Annotated in this window: 13 protein-coding genes; 8 read left to right on the top strand and 5 right to left on the bottom strand. The window is 43.3% G+C overall.

All coding sequences use genetic code 11. The features are described 5' to 3' along the window. Nucleotides 1-60: 60 nt before the first annotated feature. The gene (locus V7R55_RS01185; RefSeq protein ID WP_334056643.1) at nucleotides 61-939 is read right to left on the bottom strand and encodes a LysR substrate-binding domain-containing protein; all 879 of its coding nucleotides are present in this window, start codon (nucleotides 937-939) and stop codon (nucleotides 61-63) included. A gap of 189 nt (nucleotides 940-1,128) precedes the next feature. Between V7R55_RS01185 and V7R55_RS01180 the strand changes: the two genes are divergently transcribed. Next, the gene (locus tag V7R55_RS01180; protein WP_334056641.1) at nucleotides 1,129-2,286 is read left to right on the top strand and encodes an S-(hydroxymethyl)glutathione dehydrogenase/class III alcohol dehydrogenase; all 1,158 of its coding nucleotides are present in this window, start codon (nucleotides 1,129-1,131) and stop codon (nucleotides 2,284-2,286) included. Between the two features lie 88 nt (nucleotides 2,287-2,374). Here the strand turns inward: V7R55_RS01180 and V7R55_RS01175 are convergent, their stop codons facing one another. From V7R55_RS01175 to V7R55_RS01165, 3 genes are all read right to left on the bottom strand, one after another. Further along, complete coding sequence (locus V7R55_RS01175) at nucleotides 2,375-3,010, bottom strand: DUF642 domain-containing protein (protein WP_334056639.1); 636 nt, start codon at nucleotides 3,008-3,010, stop codon at nucleotides 2,375-2,377. 96 nt (nucleotides 3,011-3,106) lie between these two features. After that, nucleotides 3,107-3,751: a response regulator transcription factor gene (locus V7R55_RS01170; RefSeq protein ID WP_334056637.1), complete on the bottom strand. Its 645-nt coding sequence runs from the start codon at nucleotides 3,749-3,751 to the stop codon at nucleotides 3,107-3,109. Further along, complete coding sequence (locus tag V7R55_RS01165; protein ID WP_334056636.1) at nucleotides 3,748-5,061, bottom strand: sensor histidine kinase; 1,314 nt, start codon at nucleotides 5,059-5,061, stop codon at nucleotides 3,748-3,750. The genes V7R55_RS01170 and V7R55_RS01165 overlap by 4 nt, the downstream gene beginning before the upstream one ends. Nucleotides 5,062-5,234: 173 nt before the next feature. On the opposite strand from V7R55_RS01165, the gene V7R55_RS01160 reads away from it, so the two are divergent. The 6 genes from V7R55_RS01160 to arsB all read left to right on the top strand — a co-directional run bounded on the left by V7R55_RS01160 (nucleotide 5,235) and on the right by arsB (nucleotide 9,771). Continuing rightward, entirely contained in the window at nucleotides 5,235-6,002 is a 768-nt protein-coding gene (locus V7R55_RS01160) for a hypothetical protein (RefSeq protein WP_334056634.1), read from the top strand. Nucleotides 6,003-6,199: 197 nt separating this feature from the next. Beyond that, nucleotides 6,200-6,880: a hypothetical protein gene (locus V7R55_RS01155; protein ID WP_334056631.1), complete on the top strand. Its 681-nt coding sequence runs from the start codon at nucleotides 6,200-6,202 to the stop codon at nucleotides 6,878-6,880. 136 nt (nucleotides 6,881-7,016) lie between these two features. After that, on the top strand, nucleotides 7,017-7,361 hold the full coding sequence (locus V7R55_RS01150; protein WP_334056629.1) for a metalloregulator ArsR/SmtB family transcription factor: 345 nt from the start codon (nucleotides 7,017-7,019) through the stop codon (nucleotides 7,359-7,361). Nucleotides 7,362-7,491: 130 nt separating this feature from the next. After that, the gene (locus tag V7R55_RS01145; RefSeq protein ID WP_334056627.1) at nucleotides 7,492-7,959 is read left to right on the top strand and encodes an arsenate reductase ArsC; all 468 of its coding nucleotides are present in this window, start codon (nucleotides 7,492-7,494) and stop codon (nucleotides 7,957-7,959) included. 74 nt (nucleotides 7,960-8,033) lie between these two features. Then, nucleotides 8,034-8,708: an arsenical resistance protein ArsH gene (gene arsH, locus V7R55_RS01140; protein ID WP_438823567.1), complete on the top strand. Its 675-nt coding sequence runs from the start codon at nucleotides 8,034-8,036 to the stop codon at nucleotides 8,706-8,708. A 22-nt stretch (nucleotides 8,709-8,730) separates the two neighbouring features. Continuing rightward, nucleotides 8,731-9,771 (top strand): ACR3 family arsenite efflux transporter, encoded by a 1,041-nt coding sequence (arsB, locus tag V7R55_RS01135; RefSeq protein WP_334056625.1) that lies wholly within the window; start codon nucleotides 8,731-8,733, stop codon nucleotides 9,769-9,771. An 85-nt stretch (nucleotides 9,772-9,856) separates the two neighbouring features. Here the strand turns inward: arsB and V7R55_RS01130 are convergent, their stop codons facing one another. Continuing rightward, nucleotides 9,857-10,255 carry a response regulator gene (locus V7R55_RS01130; protein WP_334056623.1) on the bottom strand — a complete coding sequence of 133 codons (399 nt, stop codon included), beginning with the start codon at nucleotides 10,253-10,255 and terminating at the stop codon, nucleotides 9,857-9,859. 178 nt (nucleotides 10,256-10,433) lie between these two features. On the opposite strand from V7R55_RS01130, the gene aceK reads away from it, so the two are divergent. Then, the gene (aceK, locus tag V7R55_RS01125; protein ID WP_334056621.1) at nucleotides 10,434-12,164 is read left to right on the top strand and encodes a bifunctional isocitrate dehydrogenase kinase/phosphatase; all 1,731 of its coding nucleotides are present in this window, start codon (nucleotides 10,434-10,436) and stop codon (nucleotides 12,162-12,164) included. Nucleotides 12,165-12,344 lie beyond the last annotated feature (180 nt).

Raw genomic sequence — 12,344 nt, 5'->3', positions numbered from 1 at the left:
TTATTAAAGAATATTTAGATACAGGCGCTGTATTTCGATCACTATTTTTGCGAGGGCGCTTCAACTGTCTGAAACAAGGTGTTGCGCTAAAAAATCCACCAACAGCCTAATTTTGGGTGCAACATTTCGGTTTGAAGGAAATACCGCCCAAATAGCCTCTCGCTTGTCTTTATACTCGGGAAACAGTTCAAGTAGCTGACCTGAAGCTAGAGCTTTGCGCACATAAAATCCAGGCAGTTGTGCAATACCTAAACCAGCAATTGCGGCGCTACATAAGGCATTCCCGCTGTTATACCGTACTCTCCCCTGTACAGGAATAGATTGAATTTTATTATCGATAAGTAAACGCCAATATGGCTGTGACCCCACCAGCAACGAGTGCTCTTTTAGCTCTTCAATACTTTTAGGCTGTCCTTGCTCGTTAAAATAATCCCTACTTCCGCAAACAAATAAATGTCGGGTAGCCAGCTTTTTAGCAACCAAGGTAGAGTCTTCTAATTTGCCAATGCGGATGGCAAGGTCGAGCCCCTGCTCTACAATATCAAGCTTTTCGTTTGAAAAGGTGCATTGCACACTAATGCCGGAATACTTTTGCATAAAGGTATTGAGCAAAGGCGCGATGAAGGCTTCGCCGAAAGCGACGGGCGCGGTAAGCTTAATTAATCCTTGCGGCGATGCTTGTAGCGCACTTACAGCTAGTTGGGCATCTTCGAGGGCTTTTAACGCCGGCATTGCCTGCTGAAAATACTGTGTACCTGCTTCAGTAAGTGAAACACTTCGCGTAGTGCGCTGCAATAATTTAACGCCAAGCTGCTTTTCTAGCGATGCGACTTTACGGCTTATCTGCGCCACCGACGTGTCAAGCTTATTTGCAGCCCCGGTAAAATTACCGACATCAGCCACCGCACAAAACTCAGCTATACCTTCAAGAAATTTCATTATTGCCCTTCGCAAAACAAAAGTATTTCAAACTAATCCGCCCTTCTGTGTACCAATTCTATTTGGCAAACCCATTTATTACAAATTTGCAAAAGTGATTTACTGAAATTGTATTTATCATTAGTAAACCGTCTCCTATACTTTGGCCTATAAAACAACATCAAAGATTTATGATTAAGGAGTCATTACATGGCGTCATTCAAAGATTCGCTGCAAGAAGGCCAAACGCACATTAAATCAAAAGCTGCGGTGGCTTGGGGCCCGGGTGAGCCGTTAAAAATGGAAGAGGTTGACGTAGAGCTTCCTAAGAAAGGCGAAGTACTTGTACGCATCGTTGCAACTGGCGTGTGCCACACTGACGCATTTACGCTGTCTGGTGATGATCCAGAAGGCGTATTCCCTTCAATTTTAGGCCACGAAGGTGGTGGTATTGTTGAAATGGTGGGTGAAGGTGTAACTAGTGTAGAAGTTGGCGATCATGTAATCCCTCTTTATACGGCAGAATGTGGCGAATGTAAGTTCTGTAAGTCAGGTAAAACTAACCTTTGCCAAGCGGTGCGCGAAACACAAGGTAAAGGCTTAATGCCAGACGGCACAAGTCGTTTCTCAAAAGATGGCGAGCCAATTTATCACTATATGGGCTGCTCAACGTTTTCTGAGTACACAGTTCTTCCTGAAATATCGCTAGCGAAAGTAAACAAAAATGCGCCGCTAGACGAAGTTTGCTTGCTTGGTTGTGGTGTAACTACGGGTATGGGCGCTGTACTTAAAACTGCAAAAGTGCAACAAGGCGATACGGTTGCTATTTTTGGCCTAGGCGGAATCGGTCTGTCAGCGATCATTGGTGCACGTATGGCAGGCGCAGGCCGCATCATTGGTATCGATATTAATGAAAGCAAGTTTGATTTGGCGAAGCAACTTGGCGCAACTGACGTGGTTAACCCTAAGAATTTCGACAAGCCTATTCAAGAAGTGATTGTTGAAATGACCGATGGCGGCGTTGACTATTCGTTTGAATGTATCGGCAACGTAAACGTTATGCGCTCTGCGCTCGAATGTTGTCACAAGGGCTGGGGCGAATCTGTGATCATCGGTGTAGCTGGTGCAGGGCAAGAGATTTCAACACGTCCATTTCAGTTGGTGACAGGTCGTGTTTGGCGCGGTTCTGCTTTTGGTGGTGTTAAAGGTCGCTCAGAACTGCCAGGAATTGTAGAACAATACCTAAACGGTGATTTTGGCCTTCAAGAGTTTATCACTCACACCATGGGTCTTGATGAAATAAACGAAGCGTTTGATTTAATGCATAAAGGCGAAAGCATTCGCTCTGTTGTGCATATGGACAAATAAGCATTAGAACCAAAGCGCAGATATTTTTGTATATAAAACAAAGGCCCGCATAATTGCGGGCCTTTTCTTAATTACTATATACGTAAATCTACTTGGCTCTCTTTCGTCTTATCAGTGCCAAAGCCGATAGAGGTAGCAGTATTGCCAAACTTGCCGGTTCAGAAACAGAAACACTGGAAACGCTTGCGGCAAAGCTAGGCGCTGCAGTTACCACGATATCGTCAACAAAGTTGCCATAAGTTCCTGTATTAATAGTAGAGAAACGGATGGTAGTCAGGGCTGTTTGTGCAACAAAATCACCGTAGAATTCAGACCAGCTTTTAATGGCATGGTCGTCAAACACCTGACTGAATAAAACGCTATTAGCATCACTAAGTATATCTAATTGAAAACTTTCTCCACTGCGTCGTGCAGCATAGGCAAATGACACATCGTAAGTATTTCCGGCTTCGGTAGAAAAAGTCTGAAAAATCGAATATCGACCACCGTTTCCATTAGCATTAAGCTCAGCGTATTGGCTACCATCAAAAGCATTTAAACGTTGAAAGTTATCCCAAAGCTCCATATTCGTGCCGCTCCAACCGTCAACGGTTCCAGCGGTGAAGGCCTTCCAGCTATTACTCTTAATATCGTTGTTCTCAAAGCTACCGTTTAAAATCAAATTGGCGTAAGCTGTCGTGCTCACACCGAAAACTAAAGATAAAACTACTAACCACTTGCTCATGTACTTCTCCGAAATCACATGTGATCCTATGATTGTATTTTACCAAGTGGTCCAACCTGTGTATCTTGTTCTTTAGCATGTTGTAGAAAAGTATAACTAAATAACTCCCTGCTCTAACGCTTTAAGCACGGCCCTTGTTCTATCTCGTACACCAAGCTTAGCCATGACTGAAGAAACTTGGTTCTTAATGGTGCCTGTTGATTTGAACATTGCATCCGCAATTTCTTTATTACTGTAACCCGCAGCGATCAAACGGAGAATTTCGACTTCTTTCTCAGTAAGAGGCTCTGGATTTTCAAACGACTCAAATTCTACGTTCAGTCCTTTCAAGCCTTGCAACACTTTTTCGGTCACCGCGGGCTGAATCAGCGTTTTGCCATTTTTTATTTGTGTAATAGTGTCTATCAGGGTTTCTAGCGACACATCTTTAAGTAGATACCCTTTTGCACCGGCGCGCATAGCGCCGTTTACCAGCTCGTGATCGTCAAACGTAGTAAGCATTAGCACCGGTGTTGTAATGCCTTTATCACTCAGTGCTAGCAAAGTATCGATACCCGATAGTTTGGGCATGCGAATATCCATTAATATCACATCACAGTTTAAAGCGTTTTCACTATCGATGAGCTGCTGACCATTTTCGTATTCGCCAACAACCTCAACGCTATCATCGAGCCCTAAAAGCGATTTGATGCCTTCTCTCACCAGCATTTGGTCTTCAACTAAAATAAGGCGTGTTTTCATTCGCCCTCCGGAATGTGAATTGCGATGCGAAAACCCTGCTCGGTTTGCTGCCAGCTGATAGTTCCATTTAGCTCATGAACCCGTTCCTGCATTCCTTTTAGGCCATTGCCAGCCACTACACGCTTTGAAATGTCAGATACGCTTGGCCCTGCGTCCTCTTGAACGCCTTCTGCAAAAGCGCCTTCTGCATAAGCCCTTTCTGAATAGCTACATGGTGCTTTGTCAAAAACCGATATGCTACTTGGCTGTTCGCCACTTAGTTGCTTATCAGCAGCATTTGGCACCATACTGTCTTGCATGAGTAGTTTATAAACTCCGTTGTGTTGCGTCAGTGATATGGAAAAATAATGTGCCTGTGTATGGCGGATCACGTTAGTTAGCGCCTCCTGCATACTTCGCAAAAGGCAATCTGCAATTCGCACGTTAGTTAACATTAAATCGTCGTCAATGTGCAGATTTACCATCGGCCTAGGCAAGTCTTTAATCAGTGCGTTTACCGCCAAAGAAAAATCAATAGCCGCATTTTCCCGAATGTCAGAAATCGCTTCTCTGACATCTGAGAGTAAAAGCTTTGCAATACTGTGGGATTGCTCAACGTGTCGCTTTATGGCTTGTGATTCAGTGCTCTCTAATAAGTCCGCCTTTCTCGACGCGACTTGAAGGTTGATGGTAAGCGCCGTCAAATGATGCCCTAAAACATCGTGAATATTTCGCGCTATACGCAGGCGTTCATCTTGAGTAAGCGCCTGCTTCATTAGTTGCTGAGTACTTAGTAATTGTCTATTAAGCGCATCAGCTTCTTCACGTGCTTTCGATTCTTTAATGGCCGTGTTTGACATGATCATGGCAAATAAATTGAATGTCCAAAAAAGCGCGCCGGTCAAGAAAGCTTGCTGTTCTTGCCACACCCATCCTTGGATAAGGATTGTGGGCAGAGCCAATGGTATTGAAAGCACGATGCACTTTTTCCAATTGACATAATAAGGAAGAATGGCGGACCAAATAACAATGAAGATGGCAAGGTAGGCATAGGGAAGCAAAAACTGGCTCAGAACCGCTAATAGAAACATCGCCCATAACGTTGGCAGCCTTAACGAGGGCATACTGTGATCATGCCTACTGACAATCAAAAAAGTCACGGCGAGCATACAAAAAATAGCAATGGCAGAGAGAGTTCGCCAATGCATGAATGAGTACTGATGATACAAGAAGTAAAGTGCAGAACCGCTTACAAACATCCATGTAATGCAAGCAGATGCGCGCTCAATATCGATGCTCACCCGCCAATGAGCAGGAATTGAGATTTTCATTCGTTTCTGACTACCTATATCTTTTCGTTCTAATAGCGCTACTTTGACAAAAAACACTGATAAATGCATAGGCCAGAAGTCACTTTTTATTTCATGACTTCTGGCACTTTTGTCAATCTCGTGAAGTTATCACTATAAACCCACAATTTTGTTCATTGCCAAAGGAAAGCAAGATGCAAACAATTCACGGCTTTATAGTTACGCTTCATATTTTAACCGGCGCTCTGTCACTTATACTGTTTTGGGTGCCTAGCCTTACGAAAAAGGGCGGAAAAGCTCACAAGCAATTTGGTGGTTACTACATAAAAGCAATGCTATTTACGTCTATTAGTGGCGTTATCAGCTCTACCATGGTGTTGTTTATACCGCTCGTCATCTACCCAACAATGCCCGAGCACTTTGAGTCGGCTGCTTATTTCACTGCATACCTTAGAGGTCAATATGTCTTTTTGCTGATGTTAAGTCTGTTAGTTTGGAACAACGTAAGACATTCTATAGCGGTGCTTAAAGTGAAGCAAAACCTTACGCAGCTGCGAACTATCGAATACTTATGGCTACCCGTTGTGCTTTTTGTCGTCGCTTCCATTGCGTTGTATCAGGGTATTACTTACAGCATCACGCTAACTTGTATCTTTGCCCCTATTGCGCTGTTAAATGCCATCGGTATTGTGCGCTATGTTTATCAAAAAAACATCGTTGCAGGTTCGTGGGTGACTGAGCACATTGGGCATATCATCGGCTCTGGTATTGGCGCTTACACCGCGTTCTTTGCTTTTGGTGGACGCACACTTTTTGAAGGCTTTCCGTCACTTCAAATTATCAGCTGGATTCTACCCGCTCTTATAGGCGTACCTTTTTCCATCTGGCTTAGTTGTAAATACAAACCCAAGTCATCTAGCCTCAAAGCGCCTTCTTTAAAGCCGAAGGCAGTGAAAAGCTAGGTGGGTTGCCCCAAAATCTAGCGGCTGTTATCAATGCCACTGTTTGCGCTTGTTGACCTTTACAGAAAATCAAAGGTCAACAAGCCCTAATTACAAAAGGTTGGCTTTACCCTTTTGGACAACACGCAATCAAGTGTGTAACGTAAGAAGTGACAGCAACGCCACTATCAAACCGTGTCAAACGAGAGCGCTAATTTATGAAAAAGCCCCAGCCAGCAGAACATAAAAGAACGAAAAAATTATCTACGTTTCAAAAGCCTACGTTTAGTTTTACTGTTACCGCTGCTTGTATCAGCTTAGGGCTAGCTTTAAGTGCAACTGTGAACGCTTACGATACAGCATCAAAAATGAGCACAGACACACAGATTGAGACCACTCCTACCCTTACGTCTCTCACTAACTACCAAAAAAACGCGCCCTTTATGTATTCTTCTGGCTTGCCTGATGCCTCTCATCTTTCTCTGCTAAAAGAAGAAGGAGTGACACACGTTATAGATTTGATCCCAGGAAATCGAGCGAGCGAGATTTTAACTACTTCAGAATTAGGCCTCGACTACTTTAACGTTCCCGTTGATTGGGAAGCTCCTACATTGGCTAACTTTTTAAATTACGCGGCATTTATGCAAAGCGTAGATGTTAACGAAGACAAGGTACTCACGCACTGTAAACTGAATTGGCGGGGTGCTGCTTTTACCTACCTTTATAGAATTAACGTACTGGGCGAAAGCGAACCAACCGCCAAGACAGACCTTATGGCCATTTGGCACCCAAACCCTACATGGTACGCTTTTATGAACGAAGTTATTACCCATTACAACGGGGTAAACGGCAAACAACTAGCGATGTCATTTGAGGCCGCCGTTCCTGAAAGCCAATAAATTTTAGCGCTTCCTTAATTAGTTTTTAAACCATTTCACTCCCAACATATATATGAAATTTCAGATGCATCATTGACACATACGAAATTTCATATACGATACATCACATACGAAATTTCATATGTGAAGATTTTTTATGTCGAATTGTTGTGAACCTGCGCAGCTAGCGCCCTTAGCATTTTTTAAATGCCTGTCGGAAGACACTCGCTTGAAGACGCTACTTATGCTTAGCATGAAAGGAGAGTTGTGCGTGTGCGACCTCACCGATGCGCTTCAACTAAGCCAGCCAAAAATTTCGCGACATCTTGCAGATTTACGAAAATGCGGTTTAGTGCTCGATACCCGTAAGGGCAAATGGGTATATTACCAACTTCATCCTGACTTACCTGCTTGGGCACTAGACGTTATCAAAAACACTGCATCCAATAATAGTGCATACATCGAAGAGCCATTAGCGAACTTGTCCTGTGAGAATTGCTAACGCTCACATGCTTTGATGTAAATCACTAGGGTGATTACCCCGAGCAAATTGCAAGCTGCTTACTTTTTAACTTTTCCAATTTTTTGATAGCTATTCAAAGTAGCATCAGTCACTCAAATAAGGTTTTTATATGAAGATTTTATACATTTGTACGCACAACCGTTGCCGCAGTATTCTTTGCGAGGCCATCACTAATGCCTCGAACGGCAATGTGGAAGCACGTAGTGCGGGTAGCCAACCAGTAGGTGAAGTACACCCTCTTTCTCTTAAATACCTTGCTGAACGCGGGTTCAATACAAACGGCCTTCAAAGCCAGTCGTGGGATGAATTTGAAGATTACGATGCTGATCTTGTTGTCACCGTGTGTGATTCAGCGGCGGGCGAATCATGCCCTGTTTATTTCGGTAAATCTCTTAAGGTGCACTGGGGCTTAGAAGACCCGTCTAAGTTAGAAGGTAGCGAACAAGAGAAAGCGTCAGCATTCAACAACACCATCGATATTATTGAAAAGCGTGTAGCGGCATTAGCAGAGCTTACTGAGAAAAACTTAGATAAAGCAGCGCTTAAAGAGGCGTTATCAAAATTAGGCGCCCAGTAAAGAGTAAAGGTAAGTCAATGGAACAGAAAATATCAACAGCTGAAAGCCCTTCTGATAATGCAGTAATGGAGCAAATGCACAAGCCCATTATGGCTAACTTTGCTTCAAGATTTTCAGACCACAAGCCGCGCATTCTATTACTTTACGGGTCGCTTAGAGAACGTTCGTACAGCCGCCTAGTTATAGAAGAGTCAGCGCGCTTGCTTGAATACTTTGGCGCAGAAGCCAAAATTTTTGACCCTCGCGGTTTGCCACAGCCAGATACTGAAGATGAGTCGCATCCGAAAGTTAAAGAGCTACGCGAGCTTATGATGTGGTCTGAAGGTCAAATTTGGTGTTCACCTGAGCGTCACGGCAGCATGACTGGCATCATGAAAAGCATGATCGATTGGGTACCGCTTAGCCTTGGCGGCGTGCGCCCTACTCAAGGGAAAACGCTGGCCATTATGCAGGTATCTGGTGGCTCACAATCATTTAATGCGGTAAATCAAATGCGTATTTTAGGACGCTGGATGCGCATGTTAACCATCCCTAACCAGTCTTCTGTGGCAAAAGCGTTTTTAGAATTTGAAGACGATGGCCGCATGAAACCGTCCCCTTACTACAACCGCATTGTGGATGTAGTTGAAGAGTTAGTGAAATTTACTTTACTCACCCGCGACAACAAGGACTTTTTAGTTGATCGCTATTCCGAGCGCGTTGAAAGCGCAGAAGAAGTGAGTAAGCGTGTTAACCAAAAATCGTTGTAAAATAAGACAAAGGTGAGCAGAAATGGGTTTCTTTGAACGTTATTTATCAGTGTGGGTTGGCCTTTGCATTATTGCAGGGGTGGGCCTAGGCTATGCTTTGCCAGGCCTATTTGAGTCTATTGCTGCGCTTGAATATGCACACGTAAACCTGGTAGTGGCAGTACTTATTTGGCTAATGATTTACCCAATGATGGTACAAATAGACTTTGGATCTATTAAGGATGTGGGTAAAAAGCCAAAAGGCCTGGTGCTAACCCTTGTAGTTAACTGGCTTATTAAGCCTTTCACTATGGCATTATTGGGTTGGCTATTCTTTAAAGGTATTTTTGCCGACTGGGTAGACCCGCAAACCGCCACTGAATACATTGCCGGCATGATTTTACTGGGGGTTGCTCCTTGTACTGCCATGGTTTTTGTATGGAGCCACCTTACCAAAGGGGATGCCAACTACACCCTAGTCCAGGTATCAATTAACGACCTGATTATGGTCGTTGCCTTTGCACCACTTACCGCCATGCTGCTTGGTGTAACGGACATCACGGTTCCTTGGGACACACTGCTTCTTTCTGTAGCGCTCTATGTAGTATTACCGTTGGTAGCGGGTTACATAACGCGCCGCCACTTGGAAAACAAAAACACCAGCACGCAGAAGCCAGATTCAAGAAATGATGCAGTCGACGCCCTAGTAAGCAAATTTAAGCCGTTTTCAGTAATTGGCTTGCTGCTCACTATTGTTATTTTATTTGGTCTTCAGGCAGAAACTATACTAGCGCAGCCGCAAGACATCGTGCTTATTGCAATACCGCTACTAATACAAACTTACGGTATTTTTGCTATTGCCTATATTGCCGCAAAACGTATGAAGCTGCCGCACAATGTAGCTGCACCGGCATGTATGATTGGTACGTCGAACTTTTTTGAGTTAGCAGTAGCCGTAGCCATTTCACTATTCGGCCTACACAGTGGCGCAGCACTTGCCACAGTCGTTGGCGTACTGGTTGAGGTGCCCGTTATGCTTTCGCTAGTGTGGTTTGCGAACAAAACTCGCCACTGGTTTGACTAAGCACTGTTTTACCACTTTGAAGCGGTGAAATCGCGGAAACAAAAAAGGGCGAGCCTATGGCTCGCCCTTTTCATTTTTTAAATTCTTAAACCGCAATTGGTGCTTGGTAAGTATCGGGAAGAATGAAACCAAAGCGTTGTAGAACCGACGTAAGTTCATCGCGCTTAATTGGCTTTTCAATAAAACCTAATGCGCCTAATGACATCACTTTTTCTTGCATCAATGGCTGAATGTCACCCGAAATAACAATGACAAAAGTCTCTAGTTTACGGCGTTTAATTTCGCTTAATACACTAAGACCGTCTAGCACAGGCATTGTTAAATCTAGCAATACCAAATCAATAGTATGATGTGCTAATACTTCTAGAGCGTCCATACCATTTGACACTTCATAAATTGCTTCAGCGAACTCATTTGGCAAATTACTTCTCGCCATTTTACGTGCAAGCGCTGAATCATCGCAAATTAGAATATTAAAACCCATCAAATACAATCTTATAACCGGTTACTAATCCATTGTTAGAATACATTAAACGAAAGTATAAGAAAATAATAAAAATATCGAATTATTGCGACTTAGATGATTACTACACCAAACATCCCTCTCTTAGTAGCGTGTTTTGTGGTAGATATAAGGCGTAACGAAAAAGGAAAACATCCCTATGCAAGAGTTAGCTGCAACCCAAGACAAAAACTTGGTTAAAAAAGTTGCCTATCAGATTTTGTCTCATTTCGATAAGAGTTACCGATGGTTCACCCGAATAACGCGTGGCGCTCAAGAAAGGTTTGAAAAAGGCAATTGGAAAGAAACTCAGCTAGCTTCTAAAGAGCGCATTACCATTTATGAGCAAAGCCTGTCAGATGCTGTTGCAGAAATTTATCAGCTTACTCAGGTCCACCAAAAAGATGATGTTTTTTGGCAAGAGCTTAAAAAAGTATTTGCGCTACAGCTTGAAGGACACCCGCAGTTTGAGCTAGCTGAAACCTTTTATAACTCAGTGATCGGGCGCCTTTTTAAGCATAGAAAAATAGACAACGATATGATGTTTGTTCTGCCTAGCCGCTGCTTTCTGCCTGGGCAAGACAGAGATAAAGTGGTTAACAGCTTTGACACCACCACGACCGTACGTGAGATGTATGAGTCGATATTCAAAATTTACCGCTACAATATTCCGTTTGAAAACTTTGAGCGGGACTTACAAAACCTTGAGACAGCCTTACGCGCACGATTAAACAAAGAACAACTAGCCAGTGTACAAGCTGTTGAGATCCTTAAGCCTACTTTTTTTCGTGGTAAAGCGGCTTATTTGATTGGTCGCATTTGTATGCCTGACGAAACTCTGCCGTTTGTCATCGCCATGCGAAGATACAACGAGCCACATATGTTTGTTGATGCCTTGCTCACCGACCGCAAAGATCTAAGCGTCATTTTTGGTTTTGCCCGTAGCTATTTTATGGCTGACACCCAAAACCCGGCCGAGGTTGCCGCTTTTTTACAAGAGTTATTGCCGAATAAAAAACACTTCGAACTGTATATGTCGATGGGGCATTACAAACACGGTAAAACGGTGTTTTATCGGAATTTCTTACAGCATATGGACGAATCGAGTGACAAATTCGAAGCCGCGCCAGGCATTCGCGGCCTAGTAATGATGGTTTTCCACCTGCCTTCCTACGGGGTGGTATTTAAAATCATTAAAGACGAGTTTGCTGAAAGTAAGAAAATCACGCGTGAGCACGTAAAAGAGTGCTACAAGTTAGTTAAAATGTCAGATCGTGTCGGTCGAATGGCTGACACCCATGAATACGTTAATTTCAGATTCCCGTTAGATAGAATTGAACCTGAGCTTATTGAAGAACTAAAAGAAACTTGTGCATCGAGTTTAGAATTTACTGAGACAGAACTTATCATCAAGCACATGTATATTGAACGTAAAATGACGCCGCTAAATATATATCTTCAAGAAGAAACCGACGAAGAAAAAATAACGCGTGCGCTTGATGAGCTTGGTCTATGTATTAAGCAAATTGCCATGGCAAATATCTTTCCCGGCGATATGCTGCACAAAAATTTCGGTATTACCCGTCACGGTCGCGTGATCTTCTATGACTATGATGAAATTTGTTTAATGAACGAGCGCAACTTTAGGGAGTTGCCAAAATCCGATGACCCCTATGCTATTGATACGCTTTCGGTAGCGCCCAACGACGTATTCCCCGAACAATTCGAGCACTTCATCGTCGGTAAGCGAAAGTTCAAAGATATACTTAAGTCATTGCACGGCGACTTGATGACATCTGAGTACTGGCATGAAGTACAAAAGAAATGTGCCCGAGGAGATGTGCAGCATTTTACCCCTTATAACCCGAGCATGCGCTTTGACAAAGGTTGATAGGCTAAGTAAGTAAAAAGCATCTTCCCTATCACATTAACCTGACGTTTAAAGTGAGCAAGAGTTCTACATGTGAGGACAAATTTTAGCTAAATGCGAAAAAGCGTAAAAGTGATCGTTTCAAGCTATATAGCTCGTAAAAGAGGCAAAGCAAAACCGCTTTTCGACTGCTTGTTTTCG

Origin of the sequence: Alteromonas sp. S005 (genome assembly GCF_036864475.1) — a bacterium.
Taxonomy (GTDB): Bacteria; Pseudomonadota; Gammaproteobacteria; order Enterobacterales; family Alteromonadaceae; genus Alteromonas.
This window is presented reverse-complemented; position numbering and strand designations above follow the sequence as displayed.

Excerpts from the sequence above, each read along its gene's own strand:
- V7R55_RS01185 (WP_334056643.1), bottom strand. The coding sequence starts at position 939 with ATGAAATTTCTTGAAGGTATAGCTGAGTTTTGTGCGGTGGCTGATGTC.
- V7R55_RS01180 (WP_334056641.1), top strand. The coding sequence starts at position 1,129 with ATGGCGTCATTCAAAGATTCGCTGCAAGAAGGCCAAACGCACATTAAA.
- V7R55_RS01175 (WP_334056639.1), bottom strand. The coding sequence starts at position 3,010 with ATGAGCAAGTGGTTAGTAGTTTTATCTTTAGTTTTCGGTGTGAGCACG.
- V7R55_RS01170 (WP_334056637.1), bottom strand. The coding sequence starts at position 3,751 with ATGAAAACACGCCTTATTTTAGTTGAAGACCAAATGCTGGTGAGAGAA.
- V7R55_RS01165 (WP_334056636.1), bottom strand. The coding sequence starts at position 5,061 with ATGAAAATCTCAATTCCTGCTCATTGGCGGGTGAGCATCGATATTGAG.
- V7R55_RS01160 (WP_334056634.1), top strand. The coding sequence starts at position 5,235 with ATGCAAACAATTCACGGCTTTATAGTTACGCTTCATATTTTAACCGGC.
- V7R55_RS01155 (WP_334056631.1), top strand. The coding sequence starts at position 6,200 with ATGAAAAAGCCCCAGCCAGCAGAACATAAAAGAACGAAAAAATTATCT.
- V7R55_RS01150 (WP_334056629.1), top strand. The coding sequence starts at position 7,017 with ATGTCGAATTGTTGTGAACCTGCGCAGCTAGCGCCCTTAGCATTTTTT.
- V7R55_RS01145 (WP_334056627.1), top strand. The coding sequence starts at position 7,492 with ATGAAGATTTTATACATTTGTACGCACAACCGTTGCCGCAGTATTCTT.
- arsH (WP_438823567.1), top strand. The coding sequence starts at position 8,034 with ATGCACAAGCCCATTATGGCTAACTTTGCTTCAAGATTTTCAGACCAC.
- arsB (WP_334056625.1), top strand. The coding sequence starts at position 8,731 with ATGGGTTTCTTTGAACGTTATTTATCAGTGTGGGTTGGCCTTTGCATT.
- V7R55_RS01130 (WP_334056623.1), bottom strand. The coding sequence starts at position 10,255 with ATGGGTTTTAATATTCTAATTTGCGATGATTCAGCGCTTGCACGTAAA.
- aceK (WP_334056621.1), top strand. The coding sequence starts at position 10,434 with ATGCAAGAGTTAGCTGCAACCCAAGACAAAAACTTGGTTAAAAAAGTT.